The sequence below is a fragment of the Streptomyces sp. OZ13 genome, from assembly GCF_052068155.1.
Taxonomy (GTDB): domain Bacteria; phylum Actinomycetota; class Actinomycetes; order Streptomycetales; family Streptomycetaceae; genus Streptomyces.
On the sequence record NZ_JBQHCZ010000019.1, the window covers coordinates 78,661 to 98,606 of the forward strand.

The 19,946-nt window shown below is 72.1% G+C and carries 21 protein-coding genes; 8 read left to right on the top strand and 13 right to left on the bottom strand.

Annotation, left to right across the window (positions count from 1 at the left end; translation table 11 throughout):
- Positions 1 to 30: 30 nt before the first annotated feature.
- Together ACTMTU_RS31215 and mshA are read right to left on the bottom strand one after the other, a co-directional pair.
- Positions 31 to 531: a YbjN domain-containing protein gene (locus ACTMTU_RS31215; protein WP_441266778.1), complete on the bottom strand. Its 501-nt coding sequence runs from the start codon at positions 529 to 531 to the stop codon at positions 31 to 33.
- Positions 532 to 632: 101 nt separating this feature from the next.
- Entirely contained in the window at positions 633 to 1,973 is a 1,341-nt protein-coding gene (gene mshA / locus ACTMTU_RS31220) for a D-inositol-3-phosphate glycosyltransferase (protein WP_441266779.1), read from the bottom strand.
- 202 nt (positions 1,974 to 2,175) lie between these two features.
- Here mshA and ACTMTU_RS31225 point away from each other — a divergent pair, with 202 nt between their 5' ends.
- The 3 genes from ACTMTU_RS31225 (at position 2,176) to ACTMTU_RS31235 (ending at position 5,828) form a co-directional block, all read left to right on the top strand.
- The gene (locus ACTMTU_RS31225; protein ID WP_441266780.1) at positions 2,176 to 2,961 is read left to right on the top strand and encodes a class I SAM-dependent methyltransferase; all 786 of its coding nucleotides are present in this window, start codon (positions 2,176 to 2,178) and stop codon (positions 2,959 to 2,961) included.
- Between the two features lie 262 nt (positions 2,962 to 3,223).
- On the top strand, positions 3,224 to 4,321 hold the full coding sequence (locus ACTMTU_RS31230; protein ID WP_441266781.1) for an NlpC/P60 family protein: 1,098 nt from the start codon (positions 3,224 to 3,226) through the stop codon (positions 4,319 to 4,321).
- A 265-nt stretch (positions 4,322 to 4,586) separates the two neighbouring features.
- Positions 4,587 to 5,828 carry a PP2C family protein-serine/threonine phosphatase gene (locus ACTMTU_RS31235; protein WP_441266782.1) on the top strand — a complete coding sequence of 414 codons (1,242 nt, stop codon included), beginning with the start codon at positions 4,587 to 4,589 and terminating at the stop codon, positions 5,826 to 5,828.
- A gap of 323 nt (positions 5,829 to 6,151) precedes the next feature.
- Here the strand turns inward: ACTMTU_RS31235 and ACTMTU_RS31240 are convergent, their stop codons facing one another.
- The 3 genes from ACTMTU_RS31240 to ACTMTU_RS31250 form a co-directional block, all read right to left on the bottom strand.
- On the bottom strand, positions 6,152 to 6,490 hold the full coding sequence (locus ACTMTU_RS31240) for a DUF2516 family protein (protein ID WP_441266783.1): 339 nt from the start codon (positions 6,488 to 6,490) through the stop codon (positions 6,152 to 6,154).
- Between the two features lie 118 nt (positions 6,491 to 6,608).
- Complete coding sequence (locus tag ACTMTU_RS31245; RefSeq protein WP_441266784.1) at positions 6,609 to 7,208, bottom strand: hypothetical protein; 600 nt, start codon at positions 7,206 to 7,208, stop codon at positions 6,609 to 6,611.
- Between the two features lie 25 nt (positions 7,209 to 7,233).
- Positions 7,234 to 7,671 carry a helix-turn-helix domain-containing protein gene (locus tag ACTMTU_RS31250; RefSeq protein WP_441266785.1) on the bottom strand — a complete coding sequence of 146 codons (438 nt, stop codon included), beginning with the start codon at positions 7,669 to 7,671 and terminating at the stop codon, positions 7,234 to 7,236.
- Positions 7,672 to 7,845: 174 nt separating this feature from the next.
- Between ACTMTU_RS31250 and ACTMTU_RS31255 the strand changes: the two genes are divergently transcribed.
- Entirely contained in the window at positions 7,846 to 8,754 is a 909-nt protein-coding gene (locus ACTMTU_RS31255; RefSeq protein ID WP_441266786.1) for an aminoglycoside phosphotransferase family protein, read from the top strand.
- Between the two features lie 161 nt (positions 8,755 to 8,915).
- Positions 8,916 to 9,899, top strand: a complete 984-nt coding sequence (locus ACTMTU_RS31260) for a phosphotransferase family protein (protein WP_441266787.1) — start codon at positions 8,916 to 8,918, stop codon at positions 9,897 to 9,899.
- Here ACTMTU_RS31260 and ACTMTU_RS31265 read toward each other — a convergent pair.
- The 3 genes from ACTMTU_RS31265 to ACTMTU_RS31275 form a co-directional block, all read right to left on the bottom strand.
- Positions 9,890 to 10,792: an aldo/keto reductase gene (locus ACTMTU_RS31265; RefSeq protein ID WP_441266788.1), complete on the bottom strand. Its 903-nt coding sequence runs from the start codon at positions 10,790 to 10,792 to the stop codon at positions 9,890 to 9,892. The two genes, ACTMTU_RS31260 and ACTMTU_RS31265, sit on opposite strands and share 10 nt — an antisense overlap.
- Before the next feature lie 94 nt (positions 10,793 to 10,886).
- Positions 10,887 to 11,516, bottom strand: a complete 630-nt coding sequence (locus ACTMTU_RS31270) for a TetR/AcrR family transcriptional regulator (RefSeq protein WP_441266789.1) — start codon at positions 11,514 to 11,516, stop codon at positions 10,887 to 10,889.
- Positions 11,513 to 12,328 carry a TetR/AcrR family transcriptional regulator gene (locus tag ACTMTU_RS31275; protein ID WP_441266790.1) on the bottom strand — a complete coding sequence of 272 codons (816 nt, stop codon included), beginning with the start codon at positions 12,326 to 12,328 and terminating at the stop codon, positions 11,513 to 11,515. The genes ACTMTU_RS31270 and ACTMTU_RS31275 overlap by 4 nt, the downstream gene beginning before the upstream one ends.
- A 122-nt stretch (positions 12,329 to 12,450) precedes the next feature.
- Here ACTMTU_RS31275 and ACTMTU_RS31280 point away from each other — a divergent pair, with 122 nt between their 5' ends.
- Positions 12,451 to 13,449, top strand: coding sequence for an ATP-binding cassette domain-containing protein (locus ACTMTU_RS31280; RefSeq protein ID WP_441266791.1), 999 nt, complete (start codon positions 12,451 to 12,453; stop codon positions 13,447 to 13,449).
- Positions 13,442 to 14,215 carry an ABC transporter permease gene (locus tag ACTMTU_RS31285; RefSeq protein ID WP_441266792.1) on the top strand — a complete coding sequence of 258 codons (774 nt, stop codon included), beginning with the start codon at positions 13,442 to 13,444 and terminating at the stop codon, positions 14,213 to 14,215. Before ACTMTU_RS31280 ends, ACTMTU_RS31285 begins: the two co-directional genes overlap by 8 nt.
- Here ACTMTU_RS31285 and ACTMTU_RS31290 read toward each other — a convergent pair.
- The 3 genes from ACTMTU_RS31290 to ACTMTU_RS31300 form a co-directional block, all read right to left on the bottom strand.
- Positions 14,196 to 15,272 (bottom strand): phosphotransferase, encoded by a 1,077-nt coding sequence (locus ACTMTU_RS31290; protein WP_441266793.1) that lies wholly within the window; start codon positions 15,270 to 15,272, stop codon positions 14,196 to 14,198. The genes ACTMTU_RS31285 and ACTMTU_RS31290 overlap by 20 nt on opposite strands.
- A gap of 123 nt (positions 15,273 to 15,395) precedes the next feature.
- The gene (locus tag ACTMTU_RS31295; protein ID WP_441266794.1) at positions 15,396 to 16,118 is read right to left on the bottom strand and encodes an HAD family hydrolase; all 723 of its coding nucleotides are present in this window, start codon (positions 16,116 to 16,118) and stop codon (positions 15,396 to 15,398) included.
- A gap of 2 nt (positions 16,119 to 16,120) precedes the next feature.
- Complete coding sequence (locus tag ACTMTU_RS31300; RefSeq protein WP_159690384.1) at positions 16,121 to 17,047, bottom strand: GntR family transcriptional regulator; 927 nt, start codon at positions 17,045 to 17,047, stop codon at positions 16,121 to 16,123.
- A gap of 225 nt (positions 17,048 to 17,272) precedes the next feature.
- On the opposite strand from ACTMTU_RS31300, the gene ACTMTU_RS31305 reads away from it, so the two are divergent.
- Complete coding sequence (locus ACTMTU_RS31305; protein ID WP_167306843.1) at positions 17,273 to 17,440, top strand: hypothetical protein; 168 nt, start codon at positions 17,273 to 17,275, stop codon at positions 17,438 to 17,440.
- A 185-nt stretch (positions 17,441 to 17,625) separates the two neighbouring features.
- Here the strand turns inward: ACTMTU_RS31305 and ACTMTU_RS31310 are convergent, their stop codons facing one another.
- Together ACTMTU_RS31310 and ACTMTU_RS31315 are read right to left on the bottom strand one after the other, a co-directional pair.
- Complete coding sequence (locus ACTMTU_RS31310) at positions 17,626 to 18,870, bottom strand: GNAT family N-acetyltransferase (protein WP_441266795.1); 1,245 nt, start codon at positions 18,868 to 18,870, stop codon at positions 17,626 to 17,628.
- Between the two features lie 60 nt (positions 18,871 to 18,930).
- Positions 18,931 to 19,905 carry an asparaginase gene (locus ACTMTU_RS31315; protein WP_441266796.1) on the bottom strand — a complete coding sequence of 325 codons (975 nt, stop codon included), beginning with the start codon at positions 19,903 to 19,905 and terminating at the stop codon, positions 18,931 to 18,933.
- Positions 19,906 to 19,946 lie beyond the last annotated feature (41 nt).

Consider the following 19,946-nt stretch of genomic DNA (forward strand, 5'->3'; position numbering starts at 1 on the left):
CATGCACCGGCCAACAGGAAAGTCAGGGCGTCAGTCGGCGGGTCGCTTGGTCAGGTGAGTGAACGCGTCGAGGTTGCGCGTCGATTCGCCGCGCGACACGCGCCACTCGTACTCGCGGCGGATGGCCCTCGCGAAACCCAGCTCCAGCAGCGTGTTGAAGGAGCCGTCCGCCGCCTCCAGGATCGAGCCCAGCAGCCGGTCGATCTCCTCGGGCGTGACCACGGACAGCGGGAGTCTGCCCACGAGGTAGATGTCGCCGAGCCGGTCGATCGCGTAACTCACCCCGTACAGCTTGAGGTTGCGCTCCAGCAGCCAGCGGTGGACGGCGGCGTCGTTCTCGTCGGGGTGGCGGACGACGAAGGCGTTGACCGAGAGCGAGTGCTTGCCGACGAGGAACGAGCACGTCGTGGAAAGCTTGCGGGTGCCCGGGAGTTTGACGACGTAGGAGCCCGTGTCGGGCCTCTCCCATTCGAGTTCGGCGTCCTTGAAGGCCTGCTCGATGACCCGCGTCGCCTGCTGTACGTCAGCCATGGGGCGAGCGTACGTCAGTGGTACACGGCCCGCGTGCGACGGCCGTCACAGCCGCGCGGACCGCGCCGCGCCCCCGCCGGCGGGCTCGAGCGGGGCGCCCGTCAGTGGTGCGCGGCACGCGTACGGCGGCGGTGTTCGTACATGGCCGCCTGATAGACGTCGGCGGTCGCCGACGCCGCCGCGTCCCAGCCGAACGACTGCGCGTGCCGGGCCGCCGCCTCCCCCATCCGCTCGGTCCGGGAAGGGTCGCGGACGAAGCCCTCCAGGACGTCCGCGTAGTGCGCGGGATCGTGCCCCGGCACCAGGAAGCCGGTGCGCTCGTCGCGGACGGCGACCGGGAGACCGCCGACGGAAGCGGCGACCACCGGCGTGCCGGCGGCCTGCGCCTCTATGGCGACGAGGCCGAAGGATTCACTGTAGGAAGGCATGACGAGTACGGAGGCGGCGCGGAACCAGTCCGCGAGCTGCTCCTGGCCGACGGGCGGGCGGAAGTGCACGACGTCCGCGATGCCCAGCCTGGCGGCCAGCTTCTGGAGCCCTTCCGGCTTGGCGAGCCCGCTGCCGCTGGGGCCGCCGACGACGGGGACGTGGATACGGCGCCGCAGGGACGGGTCGCGTTCCAGCAGGGTCGCGACGGCGCGCAGCAGGATGTCGGGGGCCTTGAGGGGCTGTATCCGGCCCGCGAACAGCGGGATGAACGCCTCCTGGGGCAGCCCGAGGCGTGCCCGGGCGGCAGCCCGCCCGTCCGCGGGGCGGAAGAGATCCAGGTTCACGCCCGGGTGGACGACGGCGATCTTCGCGGGGTCGGCGTCGTAGAAGCGGGCGAGCTCGTCGGCCTCCCCCGCGGTGTTGGCGATGAGCCGGTCGGCGGCGTTCACGATCTGCGTCTCGCCGATCACGCGGGTGGCCGGCTCCGGGGTGTCGCCCTCGGCCAGTGCGGCGTTCTTCACCTTGGCCATGGTGTGCATGGCGTGCACGAGCGGGACGCCCCACCGCTCCGCCGCCAGCCAGCCGACGTGGCCGGAGAGCCAGTAGTGCGAGTGGACGAGATCGTAGTGGCCGGGGCGGCGGGCCGCCCACGCCTGCATCACCCCATGGGTGAAGGCGCACAACTGAGGAGGCAGGTCCTCCTTGGCCAGGCCCTCGTAGGGGCCGGCGTCGACGTGCCGCACGAGGACGCCGGGGGCCAGCTCCACGGCCGGCGGCAGACCGCCGGCGGACGCCCGGGTGAATATCTCGACCTCGACGTTGATGGCGGCGAGGCGCTTGGCCAGCTCGACGATGTAGACGTTCATGCCGCCCGCGTCGCCCGTCCCCGGCTGGTGCAGCGGGGACGTGTGGACGCTGAGCATGGCGACCCGGCGGGGCTTGCGGTTGCCGCCGGGGAACCGGATACGCGGTGCCATCCGGCTGCTGCCGAGGCGGGACACGTACTGGCTCACGTCGACGGTCCTCTCGCTGCGGGCACGGCAAGGCGCGGGGCAAGCGGGTCCCGCACAGGCTCACAACAGCGGAGCGACTCCTTCCATTTCCTTCGGGGGCCACTTTGCCGAATCATTACCCTTCACGGCCGCCGCTCCCCTTGCGCCGGGGGCCGCCGACCACGTCCATTGTGCGCCGGTCCGACCGCATACCCTCTTCTGCATGAACCGCCCCGTCGGCACCGCGACCCGCGGGACGACCAACCCCAATCGGCTGCGCCGCATGGACCGCTGGATCGCGCATGCGCACGGCCCCGCCCTGCGCCGCGCCGGCACGGCACCCGTGGCCGTCGACCTCGGGTACGGGGCGGCCCCGTGGACCGCGGTGGAGCTGCTTCAGCGGCTGCGCACCGCCGATCCCCGGTGCGAGGTCGTCGGCATCGAGATCGACCCCGCACGGGTCAGCGCCGCGAAGCCGTACGAGCGGACGGGGCTCGCCTTCCGCCACGGCGGCTTCGAGGTCCCGACCACGGACCGGCCCGCGCTCATCAGGGCCGCCAATGTGCTGCGCCAGTACGACGAGGCGGAGGTGGCCGCCGTGTGGGCGCGGCTGTGCGGCCGCCTCGCGCCCGGCGGCCTGCTGGTGGAGGGCACCTGCGACGAGATCGGGCGGCGGCACGTGTGGGTGGCGCTCGGCCCGGAGGGGCCCCGGACGGTGACGTTCGCGACCCGGCTCGGCTCGCTCGAACGCCCCTCCGACCTAGCGGAGCGGCTGCCCAAGGCGCTCATCCACCGCAACGTGCCGGGCGAGCCGGTGCACGCCTTCCTCCGGGACTTCGACCGGGCCTGGGCGGCGGCGGCCCCCTACGCGTCCCTGGGCGCCCGGCAGCGCTGGATCAAGGCCGTGACGGACCTCGCGGGCACCTGGCCGCTGGCGGACGACCGGAGACGGTGGCGGCAGGGAGAGGTGACCGTGAAGTGGGCGGCACTCGCTCCCGATTCGGGATGAACGGCACCACGATCGAGTGAACGACCCGAACACGGGAACGCACCGGGGGCCTTGCTCGTCAGTGGAGTGGGAGGAATCGGCGGGCGCGATCAGGGGTGGGTGATCTGTGGGGGTGATCTGCGCGCCGAAGTGCCGTTCGACCCTGTCACTTTCGTGTACGTCATGACACCATCACGACGTCACGCCCAAGTTACTGACGGTTAATCACATTCTGCTGCGCCGCAAGCAGCCGGATGCCAGGCGTTCGCCCGAAGGGGGAGTCGTGAACCGACGCCACTGTGCCACTGCCGCGATCACACTGGTCTGCGCTCTGACGCTGCTGGCGTCCCCCGGCACGGCCTTCGCGGCCCCCGAGCCGGCCCCCACGACACCGGCGTCCGTCACCCGGCCCGGCGCGCTCCCGCCGCCCCCGCCCGCCGCGCCGGACCGGTCACTCGAGGCAGTGCGCCTCGAGATTGACGCCCTCTACCGCAAGGCCGCGTCCGCGACGGACGCGTACAACCTCGCGGAGGAACAGACCCAGAAGCAGTCGGCCGAAATCGTGAAGCTCGCGCAGGAGATGGCCAAGGGCCAGGCCAGGATCGAAGAGCTGAAGAACCGCGCGGGCGCGGCGGCCCGCGCCCAGTACCGCGCGGGCGGGCTCCCGCCGGAGGCGCAACTGGCGCTCGTCGACGACCCCCAGCTCTTCCTCGACGGCGTCGGCCGCATCCAGCAGGGCCAGAAGGCCACCAAAGACCTGATCACCGAACTGACCCGCACTCAGGCGGACTTGGCCACATACACCAAGGACGCCAGCGCCCAGTGGGAGAGGCTCGAGGCCAACCGGGTCAAGAAGGAGAAGGCACAGAAGGAGATAAAGGAGCGGATCGCCGCCGCCAAGAGGCTCGAGGACGAACTCGAGAAGGAGGAGCTGGCGACCCTCCTGCAGCTGGAGCAGCGGGCGCAGTACGACGCACAGGCCGCCTGGCTCGACTCCGGCGCCCTGAAGGGCGTGGGCGGCACGGCGAGCGAACAGGGCCGCGAGGCACTCCGGTTCGCGACGCAGCAGCTCGGCAAGCCGTACGTGTGGGGCGCGGAGGGACCGGACTCGTACGACTGCTCGGGGCTCACCTCACAGGCGTGGGCCGCCGCCGGCCGCACCATCCCCCGCACCTCGCAGGAACAGTGGCGGCTGCTGCCCCGGATCCGCATCCAGGACATGCGTCCCGGCGACCTGATCATCTACCACTCGGACGCCAGCCATGTCGGCATGTACATCGGCGACGGCGCGATCATCCACGCGCCGCGGCCGGGCAGAAACGTGACCGTGGCCGGCGCCGGCTCGATGTCCATCCTCGGCGTCGTCCGCCCCGACAAGTGACGCCGGACACCCGGGACCACGGCGGCAGGACGCGGACCCCACTTCGCAAGTGACGCACGCCACGCGAAGGAAGGGGCGAAACGGGCGCCAGGGGTGATGTTCGTCATGGGCCGCCCGGCAACTACGCCCCTATGCGCGGCATATGCCACCGGCTCTTCGCTGATCGCCATTCCGTTCGGCCACCGCATACCGCTATGGTCCCCGTCTGGCGGGTCGTCGATCGTCGTCCTGCCGCGCCCTCGGGGGGAGGGAAGGAACAACACCGATGCCCGTACCCGTACCGCGACAGAGGAACGTCCCCGTCGCGGAGACCGCCCCCGGCGGAGCCGGCGGCGGCGACCTCATACTCCTCGTGATCGAGGACGACCCTGCGGGCACCTTCAGCGTTCCCGGTCTGCTGGACGCCGCAGGTGCGCGCGTCCGCATCCGTACCGCCCGGAACCTCACCGAGGCCGAGCGGCTGCTCACGGACGACGTCCACTGCGTCCTCGTCGACCTCGCACTCCCCGGACGCCCGCAGGACGACGCCCTCGGCGCGCTCAAGCACGTCCTGCGCCTCGCGCCCCGGCACGCCGTGCTGGCGCTGACCGCGTCCGGCGACACGGAGCTGGCGGCGGAGGCGGTACGGCTGGGCGCTCAGGACCACCTCGTCCGCGAGGAGCTCGACGGACGCCTGCTGACCCGCGCCGTGCGATACGCGGTGGAGCGCAAGCGGGCCGACACCGCCCAGGTGAAGCTCGCCGAGTCCCGGCTGCGCGCCCAGGAGAACGCCCGGCTCGAGCGCGGGCTGCTGCCCACCCCCCTGCTCGAGGGCTCCGACCTGCGCTTCGCGGCGCGCTACCGCCCGGGGCGCTCCCGCGCCCTGCTCGGCGGCGACTTCTACGACACCGTCCGCACCCCGGACGGCACGGTCCACGCGATGATCGGCGACGTCTGCGGCCACGGCCCGGACGAGGCGGCACTCGGCGTGGAACTGCGCATCGCCTGGCGGGCCCTCACGTTCGCCGGGCTGTGCGGCGACGACCTGCTCTCCACGCTCCAGCAGGTGCTGGAGCACGAGCGCGAGAGCGACGAGATCTTCGCGACGCTCTGCACCGTCGACATCTCCGCCGACGGGCGGCGGGCCGGACTCTGCCTGGCGGGCCACCCCTCCCCGCTGATCGCCCGGTACGGCCGGGCGGCACAGCTGCTCCCCTACGACGACGGCGGCCCGGCGCTCGGCCTGCTGCCGCGTGCCCGCTGGCCGCGCCGCCAGGTCGAACTGGGCGGCTCCTGGAGCCTGATGATGTACACGGACGGACTCATAGAGGGCCGCAAGGGCCCGGACACCAAGCAGCGGCTGGGCCAGGACGGCATGCTCGCGATGATCAACCGCCAGCTGTCGGCCGGGCTGGACGGCGAGACGCTCCTCGAGGCCGCCGTCGGCGAGGTGCGCGAGCTCAACGGCGGCGACCTCACCGACGACGTGGCGGTACTGCTGCTGAGCCGCGACGGGACCCGCCGCTGAGCGACGGTCGCCCGTCGCGGGCACGGTGGGCCCCTCGAGTCACCGGTCCGGCATCACGCCGGCTGTCGCGCATCGCGTCATCGGTCCGGGATCGCGGTCACCGGTAGTCCTCTCGCGTCACCGGTCCGGCATCACGCCGGCTGTCGCGCATTGCGTCATCGGTCCGGCATCGCGTCAGCGGTCGCTTACCGCGGTCATGTGCAGCGATCGTGGGCAGGGCACCACAGGTACCGGCCGAGACTCGTGATCGGCGACGAGCGCCGGACGTCGAGAACAGGCACACCGGCGAGTCCGTGAGCCGGGCTTTCGGTCGTCCTGGACGGTCACCGGCCGCCGTTGTAGGGGCCGTACGGGCCGTCGCTGCTGGAGCCGCCACGCCGCCTGCCGCCTCCGGAGACCTGCTGGAGGGCGGGGCGCACGTCGACGAAGAAGACGATCGAGGCGATCAGGCCGGCGATCGACAGGAACAGCATCGGGACGAAGAGGTTCACGGCGACCGCGACACCGAGGATGACCAGCCAGAACGGCTTGGTCTTCTTGTCGGCGGCCCGGTAGGCGTCCTCACGGGCCATGGCGGCCATGACGAGAGCGGCCACGGACGTCACCAGGAAGACCAGGTTGACGATCATCCAGAGCCCGAAGTCGAAACTGTCAGCCAGCATCCTCAGCACCGCCTACTCAGTGGTTGGTGTCGCCTGCCTCGCCGCCAAGGTACCTCCGAGGATGCCCGCAGCGCGATGAACGTGCCGGGCGCCGCTTCCAGCGGCGCCCGCGCATCGCTCACTTCGCGGCCGGCGGCGTGCTCTTCTTGGGGGCCGGCTTGCGCACGGTGGTCTTGCGCGCGGCCGGCTTGGCCTCGGCGCTCTGCGGCTCCACGGCGGCGGCCGCGGGCTTCGGCCCGGCGTCGCTGTGCTTGCTCTTCGCCGGCTCGGGCTCCACGGCGACGGCGATCTCGGTGATCTCCTCCGCCGCTTCGCCACGCCACGCCCGCACGGTCTGCTCGCCGTGCTCGGCGACCTTCTCGTACGTCTCACGGGCCTTGACCGCGTACTCGGCGGCGACGCCGACACTGCGCAGGGCGATGTCCTGGGCGCTCTCGCCCAGCTTCTTCAGGTCGGTGTCGAAGTTCCCGATCACCTCGGCGACCTTCGCCTGCACGGTGGCCTGCGCCTCCTTGGCCTGCGCGGTCACCTTCTCCTGCACGGCCTTGGGATCGGTGTTGCGCACGGCGTCGATACGGCCCGGCGCCTCGGCGGCCAGCTGCTCGATCAGCGCGGGCACCTTCCTGGCCTGCTGGACGGCGAGGTCGGCGGTGCCGGCGGCGAAGTAGAGGGGAGTCGGGTCGGTGAGGGTCTTGCGCAGGTCATCGGTGATGGCCATGACTGTGGTCCTCCCGGAACGCAGATCAGTTCGTCTTCGGTTCGGCATCGCCCGTGCCGGCCGTGCGGGGGCCGTCAGCGGCGGTGTCCTCGTGGGCTTCCGAGGCAGCGGCGGTCTCGAGCCCGTTCTCCTTGCGGAAGGACTCGTAGATCTGGAGAAGCACCTGCTTCTGCCGCTCGTTGATGGACGGGTCGGCCAGGATGACGGCGCGCGTCTCCAACTCGTCCCGCTCCTGCTCGTCCAGGATCCCGGCCCGCACGTACAGCGTCTCGGCCGAGATCCGCAGGGCCTTGGCGACCTGCTGAAGGACCTCGGCGCTCGGCTTGCGCAGCCCGCGCTCGATCTGGCTCAGATACGGATTGGACACGCCGGCGGCGTCGGCGAGCTGCCGCAGGGACAGCTGCGCGTTGCGCCGCTGTTCGCGGAGGTACTCACCGAGATTGCCGACGTTGAGCGATGCCATGTACCGATGGTGCCGCACCATTGCTAACTATTGCAAGCAACTGCTTGCAATAGTGTCGCAAGCAACACCCGGACGGACCAAACGCCGGTCCCGCCGCGTCCGCTTCTCCGGCGCGGCACCGGGGCTGACGGAAAGTCACTGGCTTCCCGCTCCGTCCGCGGCGAGACTTCCGGCGTGACGCTTCACGAGAACGAGATCCCCGTCGACGAGATGCTGGTCCGGTCGCTGCTGACGGCGCAGCGACCGGAGTGGGCCGGCCTGCCGCTGTCGCCGGCCGGCGCGGGCACGGAGAACACCATGTACCGGCTGGGCGACGACCTGCTCGTGCGCCTTCCCCGGACCGCCGACAAGGGAGCTTCCCTGCGGAAGGAGCAGGAGTGGCTTCCCCGCCTGGCGCCCCTCCTGTCCTGTCCGGTGCCCGAGCCCGTCCACGCCGGGACACCCACCGACGCCTTCCCCCCGGTCTGGTCGGTCTACCGCTGGATCGACGGGGACCAGGCCGGCCCGGACACCGTCGGGGACTGGTCCGCCTTCGGGGCCGACCTGGCGGCGGTGGTCGGCGAGCTCCACGGCATCGACCTCATGGGAGCGACGCGCGCTGACGGCCTCAGCTGGTACCGCGGGGGCGGCCTGGGACCGTGCGACGAGTGGATCGGCAGAAGTCTCGACGACTGCCGGACCACCGTGGGCTCCGAACTCGACGTCGACGCTCTGGAACAGCTGTGGCGGGAAGCGCTCGCGCTGCCCGAGCCGTCCGCACCTCATGTGTGGCTCCACGGCGACCTCAAGCCGACCAACCTCCTGGTCCGGGAAGGAAAGCTCCACGCGGTCATAGATTTCGGAGCGCTGTCGGTCGGCTTTCCCGACGCCGAGCACTCCACCGTCTGGGACCTGCCGCCCCAGGCCCGGCAGGCCTACTGGGACACGTTGAGCCTCGACGACGTGACCTGGGCCCGCGCCCGCGCCTGGGCGATCGCGGTGGGCGTCAGCGGGATCTCCTACTACTGGCACACCTATCCCGCCTTCGTCGCCGAATGCCGGGCACGGCTTCAGGCGATCCTCGCCGACGCCGGGACGCGTTGAGCGGATTCACCGGCTCGGGAAGCACGGCGGCGCGTCGAGTGGCCCACGCGGTCCAGCAGCCGCCGAGGAAAGTGCGCCGCTGAGCTCGCCGTCCCCGCAACTGCCGTTCGAGCTGGGCGACATCGAGCCGGCCCGTGCCGTCCGGCCGTAGGGTTCCCTCCATGGGCGGGGACACGGATCACGGGCACGGCCAGGAGCACGGCGAGGACTGGGCGGCGACGCGCGCCTGGGTGCGCGGGCAACTCGCGGACGGGGAACGGCTCGAGGGCGCCGAGCGGCTTCTCGGCGGATGGACGTCAACGATGCGACGCCTGCGCGTCACCGGGCTCGCGGGGGCGGAACGCACGCTGGTGCTCCGGTCGTTCGTCGAACCGTTCTACCTCCGGCACGCGGCGGGACTCCTCACCCGCGAGGCCCGCATGCTGCGCCTGCTCGCCCCGGTCGGCGCGGTGCCGGTGGCCGAGCTCCTGGCCGTCGACCCGGACGCCGAACACTGCGACCATCCCTCGCTCCTGATGAGCCTGCTCCCCGGGCGCGTCCGGCTGGAGGAGGACCGCGCCGGCCGCCGGGCCGCCCTGCTCGCGGAGCAGTTGGTACGCATCCACCGGCTGGACGTGCCCGAAGGGGAGCGGCCACGCGCCTACCAGGCGTGGACCGCTCCCGAACGCGTCCGGCTGCCCGGGGCGACGGACCGGCCCGACGTGTGGCGGCGCGCGGTCGACGTCATACGCCGGGACCCGCCCGCCCACCGGGCCTGCTTCCTCCACCGCGACTTCCATCCCGGGAACGTGCTCTTCACCGGGGAGGCGGAGGACCTGCGCGTCAGCGGTGTCGTCGACTGGGTGGAGACCTCCTGGGGCCCGGCCGACCTGGACGTCGCCCACTGCTCCACGACGCTCGCCCTGCTGCACGGGCCCGACGAGGGCCTGCGCTTCGCGGACCGCTACGCCGCCGCCGGGGGGCGGCTCGCCGAGGATCCGGCCGACCACCTCTACTGGCGGATGCTCGACGCGCTGGCCTTCGCGCCGGACGCCGAGAAGGTCGCCGTCCCGTGGCGGGAGCTCGGCCGCACCGACCTGACGGCGCGGCGGGTCGCGCGGCGTCTGGAGGACTACCTCGAAGCGCTGCTGCGCCGCTACGGCTGAGGTTCCCGCCCGGTTCCGTCCAGCAGTGCCATCTCGTCGTCCGAGAGCCGCAGGGAGCCGGCGGCCACGTTGTCGGCCAGGTGGTCCGGGTTGCCGGTGCCCGGGATCGCGAGCACGTGCGGGCCGCGCTGCAGCGTCCAGGCGATCCTGACCTGCGCCGGGGTCGCGTCGTGCGCCCGGGCGACGGCGCGGACCTCCTCGCTGTCGGCGCCGCTCGCGCCGGCCTCCCGGCCGTCGCCCGCGATCGCGAAGAACGGCACGAACGCCACGCCCTGTTCGCCGCAGGAGTCCAGGAACGCGTTGTGCTCCGGCGACGCGCCCACCCCGTACGGGTTCTGCACACACACGACCGGCGCGATGGCGCGGGCCTCCTCGAGATGGTGCGGCCTGACGTTGGAGATGCCGAGCTGGCGGATCAGGCCGGCGTCCCGCAGTCCGGCGAGGACCTCGAAGTGGGCTGCCAGCGAGCCGGTTTCACCGCTCCGCGGGACACGGAGGTTCACCACGTCCAGGTGGTCGCGGCCGAGCTGCCGCAGGTTCTCCTCGACCTGTCCCCGCAACTGCTCCGGCGAGGCCCACCACCAGTTCCCGGACGGGTCGCGGCCCGGCCACACCTTGGTGGTGATCACGAGGTCGGACGGGTACGGGTACAGGGCCCGGTTGATCAGCTCGTTGGCGGACCGGGTGGCCGAGAAGTAGAACGCGGCGGTGTCGATGTGGTTCACGCCGAGCTCCACGGCCCGCCGCAGCACCGCGACCGCCCTGTCCCTGTCCAGGGGCGCGCCGTCCGCGTCCGCCGTCAGCCTCATCGCGCCGAACCCGATCCGGTTGACCGTCAGGTCACCCAACTGCCAACTCCCCGCGGCGGAGGCGGTGATCGTCTCTGTGGTCATCCCGGAAGTCTGACACGCGCGCCGGCGGCCCGGCGCGGGAACGAGCGGCGGACGCGGCAGCGCAGCGGCCGGCGGAAGCCTCTCGCCCCGGGATTCACCCCAGGCCGGACCTGAGCTGCGCGAAGGCGTGATCGGCCGCCGCCACGGCGTCCGGCGCGACGTCGTCGGCCCGTTCCCCCGCCTCGATCCGCCGCCAGTTCTCCTCCGCGAGGATGCGCAGCACGGCGACGATCTGGCCCGCCGCCAGCCGGGCGCCGATGCCCTGCGCACCCGCGGCGCACAGCGCCTCCGCGAGCGCCCGTTCCGACCTGACCTGGTAGGCGTGGAGCCGCGCCACCAGGCTCGGCGTCCCGTACAGCAGCCGGTGGAAGGCGAGCACGCCCTCCTCGTCGTTCAGCCCGGTGAGCGGGTCGCGACGCGCCAGGCCGTCGAGGACGTGGCGGTGCAGCGCCTCGAGCGGCGGGACACCGGCCGGCCGGGCGGCGACCACACGCGCGGCCTCGTCCTCGTGCTCGGCGAACCGGTGCAGCGCCAGGTCCTCCTTCGTGGGGAAGTACCGGAACAGCGTCGGCTTCGAGACGTCCGCCGCGGCCGCCACCTCGGCGACGGAGACCGCGTCGAAGCCCCGCTCGAGGAAGAGCGCGACGGCTGCGTCGGAGATCGCCCGGTAGGTGAGGCGCTTCTTGCGCTCGCGCAGCCCCGTTCCGCCGCCCGCGCCGCTCACGTCTCCGGTCCTCCCTCGCACGGTGCCCCGCCCGCGAGGCGCTTCTCGACCAGGACGCCCACCCCGTCCAGCAGTCGCTCGAGACCGAAGACGAACTCGAAGTCCTGGCTGTCCGGTTCGTACATCACCCGCGACTCCAGCAGGCGGGCGAGCGCCGGATAACGCTCCGCGTCGGCGAACCGCTCCAGCGTGTCGGCGTAGCGGCGCATGACCACGTCGGGGGACTCTCCGCTCGCCGCGATCGCCGCTCCGAGGTCGGCCATGAGCAGTGCCTCGTTGCGCACGAAACCGCCGACCAGCAGGACCACCGAGATCTTCTCGCCCTCGTCCAGACCGGTGTCCGCCAGGGCGGCGAGGCCGCGGTCCCACCAGGCGACCGAGTTGGGGGTGGCGGGCGGCCCGGAGACGGGGATGCGCAACATCCACGGACTGCGGTGGAAGACCTCGCGCTGTGCCCACGCCCAGGCTTCCAGCGCCTCGCGCCAGCCGGTCCCGGGTGCCGGAGGTTCGGGCGGCAGGCCGACGGCCTCCTCCAGCATCAGGATGTAGAGCTCGTCCTTCGCGGCGACGTACCGGTACAGCGACATCGTGGAGACGCCGAGCTCCTTGGCGACCCTCCCCATGGAGACCGCCGGCAGCCCCTCGGACGACGCCACGGCCACGGCGGCCGTGACGATCCGCTCGATGCCGATCCCCGGCTTGGGGCCTTTCCCAGGACGTTTCCGCAGGCCCCACGCCGCCTCGATGCTCGCGGGCAGCCCGGTTCCGGTCTTCGCACCGTCCGGCGCGCGCCCGCGTTCACTGCCCGCCATCGACTCCGCCGCCTTCTGCTGTCGCCCGCTGCCGCGGCCCTCTCACGCTTGACGCCCATCCTAGTAATGCGTAACCATTACACAGTAACGCGTATGCCATACGCAGAAAGGGGCTCGCCATGATGAGCACCGCACGACCGACGGCCACCCGACGGCCGCCGCACGCCACGCCCGCCTCAGGGCCGGCGATCGAGGCGCACTGCCTGCGCAAGGCCTACGGGAAAGTGACGGTGCTCGACGGCGTCGACCTCCGGGTCGAAAGGGGCAGCGTCTTCTCGCTGCTCGGGCCGAACGGGGCGGGCAAGACGACGACCGTGCGGATCCTCGCCACACTCACCGCCGCCGACGCGGGACGTGCCCGTGTGGCGGGACACGACGTGACGGCCGACCGACGCCGGGTACGCCGGGCCATCAGCCTCACCGGCCAGTTCGCCGCGGTCGACGAGAAGCAGACCGGCGAGGAGAACCTCCGCATGATGGCCCGCCTCAGCGGCCTGTCCCGCGCGGCGTCACGCCGCCGCGCGGCCGAGCTGCTGGAACGCTTCGACCTCGCCGCCGCCGGGCGCCGCCTCGCCATGACGTACTCCGGCGGCATGCGCCGCCGCCTCGATCTCGCCGCCGGGCTCGTCGGCGACCCGGAGGTCGTGTTCCTGGACGAGCCGACGACCGGCCTCGACCCGCGCAGCCGCCGGGAGCTCTGGCAGGTGGTCCGCGACCTCTCCCGTCGCGGCACCACGGTCTTCCTGACCACCCAGTACCTGGAGGAGGCCGACCGGCTCGCCGACCGCGTCGCCGTCATGGACACGGGCCGCATGGTGGCGGAAGGCACCGCCGCGCAGCTCAAGGCGGAGGTCGGCGGCCACCGCCTGGACATCGTGTTCACCGACCGGGCCGCCTACGCACGGCACGAGCAACGCGCCGTGCACCGCTCCCCCGAGTCGCTCACGCTCGGCCTGCCGACCGACGGCACCGCCCTCGAGGTACGGGCGCTGCTCGACGACATCGACCCGGAGCGGCGGGACGTCTCCCGCTTCTCGCTGCACACGACGACCCTCGACGACGTGTTCCTGTCCCTCACCCGGACCGGCACCGCCACCCGGCAGGAGCCCACCCATGTCTGAGACGTCGGCCGCCGGGCGCCTGCTGACCCCCGCCCTGACCATGACCGGCCGCTGCGTCCGCCTCAGCCGCCGCGACGTCGACGCCGTCATCACCTCGATGATGCTGCCCGTCATGCTGATGCTCGTCTTCGTCTACTTCTTCGGCGGAGCCATCAACACCGGTACGGAGTACGTCAACTACGTCGTCCCGGGCATCCTCGTGCTCTGCTCCGCCTTCGGCTCGTCCGGCACGGCGGTCCGGGTGAGCGAGGACATGAAGGGCGGCATCATCGACCGCTTCCGGTCCCTGGACGTCGGCGGCACGTCGATCCTGGCCGGTCATGTCGTGGCGAGCACCGTGCGCAACGTCTTCTCGACCGCACTCGTCCTCTCCGTCGGCCTCGCCATCGGTTTCCGCCCGTCGGCCTCCGCGGCCGGCTGGTTCGCCGCGGCCGGCATCCTGCTGGCCTTCCTGGTGGCGGTCTCCTGGCTGTCCGCGGCGGTCGGCCTCATGGCGAGGACACCGGAAGCGGCATCCGGCTTCACCTTCTTCATGATGTTCCTGCCCTATCCGAGCAGCGCGTTCGTCCCCGTGGAGACCATGCCGTCCTGGCTCCACGGCTTCGCCGACCACCAGCCGGTCACGCCGCTGATCGAGTCCCTCCGCGGCCTCCTGCACGACGAGCCGGTCGGCACGGCACCGTGGACGGCGCTGGCCTGGTGCGGGGTGATCCTGGCGGTGGCGGTCGCACTGTCGGGGGTGCTGTTCAGGGCGCGGACACGCTGAACGACACCAGGGCGGTCATGATGCGGGGCACGTCGGGCGGCGGCCCCGAGCCCAGCGCGGAACGCCCCCGGGCGAGGACCGTCCGCAGCTTGTGCGAAGTCGCCTGAAGGGCACGCCAGTCGATGTCCCTCCGGGCCACCCCGAGGGCGGCGCGGATGACGTCGGTGTAGACGGACTGGGCCCGCTTGTAGCGCAGCAGATGCGGCAGGTCCTTGCGCCATCCGCGCGAGCTGCCCGGCCGCGCCTCCTCGACCGCGTCCCGCCAGCGGCGCGCCACCGCCGCCTCCTGCTCCGCCGGATATCCCATCAGGTGCAGATGGGTGGCGAGGTCGTACAGCGGGTCGCCGAACATGGCCAGTTCCCAGTCGATCGTCCACAGCCGGCCGTCGCCGTCGACGATGAAGTTCTCCCGGTGCAGGTCCCCGTGCAGGAGACAGAAGGGGCGTCTGCTGAAGGAGCGCGTCCGCTCCACGAGCCGCAGCAGTCCTTCCTCGGGCACGCCGAGCTCCTGGAACAGCCGCCCGTACACGGGCCGGTGCGCCTGGTGGACGCGCTCCTCCGTGAAGCGGATCAGCCCTTCGGCGAACGCGCCGCAGTCCCCGTCGGCGGCGCCTCCCGCCGCGTGGGCCGGTTCCTCCGGCGGCAGCGCGGCCGTGGGAACGGCCGCGAGCTCGCGGAACAGCCGCTCGATCTGGGCGACATGAGCCTCCTGGACAGCGGTGCCCGGACGCCCGTGCAGGGCGAGCGTCGACCCCTCGATGAACCGCTGGAGGCCGATGTCGTCGACCACGATGATTTCCGGGACGCTGGAGACATGACCGGCCAGAGCGCGGACCAGCGCCCCTTCCGAGGGGAAGGAGCGCCGGTCGAAGCGGAGGATCCCCTCGCGGGGCTCCCGGCACTTCCAGCGGACCGTCCCGGCGCCGCCCGCCGGATGGGGCAGCGGGAAGGCGTAGGTCTCGTGGTGGTACCCCTTGAGCGGCCCTTCGATCAGCGCCTCGCCGGCGCTGAGCCGCACGGCCTGCTGCCACACCCTCGCCGAAGGCTCGGCCGTCATGCTCGCTGCCCCCGTGTGAATGCGGCCGCCTCCTCGTTCACGGACCTCCCCTGGGTGGTGCGGTCCTCCTCCACAAGCACGGTACAACTGCCGCGCCGCCGTGGGTCTTCGGCCGCGACCGCCTCAGACGAACGGAAGGAACTCCGCCATCCCGGAAGCGATCAGCGGCACACCGGCCTCCCGCAGCCGTCGCCTTCCCCGCTCGGACCGGTGGTACCCGTAGAACGGCATTCCCACTTCCCGGGCGGCCCGGAAGTCCGTACCTGTGTCGCCGATCATCAGGTGCCGGTCCACGGCGACTCCGCGCAGCATGGCCTCCCTGAGAGGCGCCGGATGGGGTTTCATCAGCAGCGCGTTCCGGCCCCGGCCGACCACCGGGCCCTCGAAGCAGTGGCGCACGGACATGCGCGCCAGGATCCGTGTCGCGGCGTCCACGTGGTTGTTCGTCGCGATGGAGAGGGTCCTTCCGGACGCGTGGCACGCCTCGATGAAGGCGGCGGCGCCGGGTGTGGGCGTCGCCGACTCGGCGGCCTTGCGCTCGTAGGCGTCGAGTTGGTCGTGCATCTTGGCGACGGTCTCCGCCCAGCCGCCGTCGCCGTTGTTCCTGCGCATCTCCGCGGTGTGCCCGTACAGGAGGGCGATCGGGTCGGAGCAGCCGCGCAGTTCCTCGACCAGGCAGCCGTCGCGTTCGGCGATCTCCCACAGCTCGTGGGCGATGACGGCCGCGGGCTCTTTGGCGAAGACCCGCGCGATCGGGCCGTCCAGGTCGAACACGATGCACCGGGCCCGGGAGAGCATCTCCCGCATCGCGTCCGGGACCGCCACGGATGTGGTGACAGATGGCACGGTCAGAAATCCGCCTCTTTGGCCTGGTGCTTCCACATCGAATCGAAGAGGTACTGGAACGCCCGCACGATGCCGACCTGCTCGGGTGTGGAGTCGGCGGCCGCACGGAAGGGGAACAGGGTCGCCCCGGTACCGTACGCGTCCAGGATCGTCACCTCCTCACCGTCCGGAGGGACGGTGATCGTCCCCAGCTCCGGCGGGTAGAAACCCTGGAGCGCCAGCCGGCGGTTGAGGATGTACAGCTTGAGCTGCGGCGCGAACGGGACCAGCCGGACCTCGACCGAGACCTCGGAGACCAGTCCGCGGTCGCGCAGCTCGTACAGAGACTGGCTGAGCATGGACGCGTGCGCCTGGAGAATGCCTCGCAACCGGCGCCGTACGCGGGGATCGTCCCGCCCGTCCTTCAGCCGTGGGATCGCCAGGACGGGAGAGTCGGTGTCCGGGAGCATCAGCCGGGCGCTGATGCTGCGTGGCGGGCGGATCTCGCCGTCCATGATGCGGGTCTTCTGGGCGGACACCCTGGCCGCGAGGGTCTCCGTGGTCATCGAGAAGACATCGAGGGTGACCTCCGTGGCCTCGAACGCCTCTTCCAGGTAGGGCGCGAGCACCACCGGCGGCACGCGCTCGGAGACGACCGCCCACACGTCCTCGCCGTCACCCGCGCCGGTCTGCGCCGGGATGCTGCGCTCGCTCCGGCTCACGAACGTCCCGCTGCCCTGCCGTGACTCGATGAGCCCCTGCTCCCTGAGGACTTCGATGGCCCGGTTCACCGTCGCCCGGGACACACCGAACCGGGAGACCAGCTCGCTCTGGGTGGGCAGACGGTCGCCCGGTCGGCGCGTCCCGTCGTTGATCTCCCTGCGCAGGGCATCGGCGACCGACAGGTACCTGTGCGTGTGGTCTCGCGGGACAGATCCATGACTCGTCACGCCGCAACCTTACAACTGACGTACAGCCATGGAGAGATGCCTCGCAGCGACCCGACAAGAAACAAGCAACCAGACAAGTTTGCGACCATGCCCCCAGGGGGCATCACTCACACAGGTCAACCAGACGAATTTGTACGGCAGTTGACCTAGAGTCCGGTCCAGTTGTCAGCCCCGCAGCACAACGGAGTGCGAGCCCGGCGCCTCTCCCTCGAAGGAGTGATCCCCATGCCTCTCATCACCCTCCTCGCCGAGCAGTACGTGCAGCTGCGGTACGGCTTCGTCGCCGCCCTGGGGCTCGCCCTGCTCGCGGTCGGCATCAAGGCGGAGAACGCGGCCTGCGCCGGTATCGGCAGCTTCCTGCTGATCGCTCCGGCGGTCAGCACTGGGCCCTGACGGCGCTCGTGTCCGAGGGCTGATCAGCCGTCGGACACGACGTCGGCGGCCGGTCCCGCCTTGTTGAAGGTCGGTCCCTGGTCGGAGAGCACGACCTGCGCCACCATCGGCGGCTTCCCGCTCCTGGCCCCGCGCCGACCGCCGGGGCCTGACCGCGAGGGCGCAGGCCACCGCCCGCCCCGACCTCAGAACACGTCGGGGCACCAGGGCCGGCGTCCCGTACGGAACAGCAGGTCCGCCCGCGCGACCGCACCCACGGTGTGCTCGTCGATGCGGCCCAGGGCCGCGAGGCGGGTCGCGGACTCGTCCCCCAGGCAGAGCGTGGCCAATTCCCTTACGTCCAGGGTCAGGTCCGGCGACTGCGAAGAGGGCGTGCAGGACGCGCCCGACGGCGACGCGTCCAGTCGGAAGCGGCCGGACGCCAGCGCCGAGTCGTCCCGCACGTCGAGCACCAAGGCTTCCGAGCCCTGGTACGTCCGCGCGGTCAGCACGGCCGGGACGTCCAGGAGCCGCAGCCACAGGAAGTCCGCCTGCGTGACGATCCGCGCCGCACGCGGGTCGGGCAGCAGGTGGGGCAACAGGTCGTCCGGGGCACGGCGGCCGGAGCGGACCGTGGTGATCCAGTCGACCGAGCAGACGAAGCGCCACAGGGCGCGCTCCGCGGCCGGGCTCAACGCGATCATGTCGCGCACGGCGGCCGTGTTGAGCGGCTGCTTGCCGTCGCCCCACTTGTCGTCCGCCGAGTACGTCAGCAGCCCCTCGACCGTGCCGTCCGGCGAGCGGTACACGGCGTAGAACGGCTCCGTCCACGGATGCGCGGGAAGCTGCGCCAGGCCGGTGTTCACCCGCCACCAGCGCTCGTCGCGGTCGACGACGCCGTGCTGCGTGGCCGCCAGCCGCTGATGGAGTTCCGGGCCGAGCTTGCGTACGTCGTCACCGTCGACCAGGTCGATTCGGCCGCCGTCGTCCGGGCCCGCGGCCCGCGGGTCGAGGCCGGCGCGGGGCACGTCCACGGACCACTCGGCAGTGGTGGTGGCCGGGCCGTAGCCGTACCGGCCGTAGATCGGGTACTCGGCGGCGATCAGCGTCGAGACGCTGTCGCCGCGCTCCTTGGCCTCGGCGAGATCGGCGTCGATCATCCGGCTGAGCAGGCCCCGGCGGCGGTGCGTCGGGGAGACCGTGACATTGGAGACCGCGCTCGCCGCGATCCGCGCGCCGCCGACCGTGGTGAGCCGCTGGGCGAAGGAACGGTACGTCGCCACGCACCGGCCGCCGTCGAACGCGCCCCTGACCCGGCCGAGATCCGTGGCCGCCCGGCGGTCGGCCACTTCCTCGTCGGTGACCACCGGCGGCCGCAGGAAGCCCGTGGCCAGCGCCCTGAGCCAGTCGGGGTACTCGGACTCGGCGATCAGGCGCGTCTCGACAGTCATGCACGCCACGCTAGGCGGGCGGACGAAGCCGCCGCATCCGGATTTCCGCCGCACCGGGCATCAGAACGCCGCCCGCACCGACCCGACCTCGACGCCCCCGCCGAGCAGCGGCAGGTGCCCGATCCGGGCCACCACGGGCGAATCCACGCCCATCAGCGTGAGCGTCCGCGCCAGCACCGGCCCCAGCGCCCGGGTGGAACCGTCGTCGATCTTGAACGCCAGTGCCCGGCCGTCCGCCAGCGCCACCGCCTGCACCGCCTCCGCACCCATCTTGGAGAGCGTGCCGGGAACCTCGCGCATCAGCCAGGTGTCGGGCCGGCGGGTACCGGCGACGTACTCCGGGTGGGCGCGCATCGCGTCCGCGACGCGGCGCTCTGCCGTACCGGGCGCGGCGAGCACGAAGTGCCGGAAGGCGCGGGCCAGGCCCGTCAGGGAGACGGCCATCAGCGGTGCGCCGCAGCCGTCCGTGCCGACGGCGCCCACCGGTTCGCCCGCCGCGTCCTCGACCACCGTGCGGACCAGCCGCTGAAGGGGGTGGGCGGCGTCCAGGTAGCCCTTGCGGTCCCAGCCGTTCACGGCGCAGACCGCGAGCATGGCGGCGTGCTTGCCGGAGCAGTTCATGGCGACCTTGTCGCGCACCTGCCCCGACGCGAGGTACGCCTCGGCCTCCACCGGGTCGAGCGGCAGGTCCGCCGGGGTCAGCAGCTCGTCGGCGGTCAGCCCGTGGCCGGCGAGCATCTTGCGTACGAGCTCGAGGTGGAAGGCCTCGCCCGAGTGGCTGGCCGCGGCGAGCGCCAGGCGCTCCCCGTCGATGTCCAGCCCGGCCCGCAGCACGGCCGCGGCCTGCATCGGCTTGTTGGACGAGCGGGGGAAGACGGGCAGCGACGGGTCACCGAGCGCCAGTTCCACGCTGCCGTCCGCGGCCAGGACGACGAGCGATCCCCTGTGCCGGCCCTCCACGAAGCCGGAACGCACCACCTCGGCGAGGACCGGAGCTATGGCGGCGGCGTGGCTGGAGGAGGACGAGGAGGACATCGGCGGCCTTCCGGGGCAGGGGATCCGCCCACCGGAAGGAT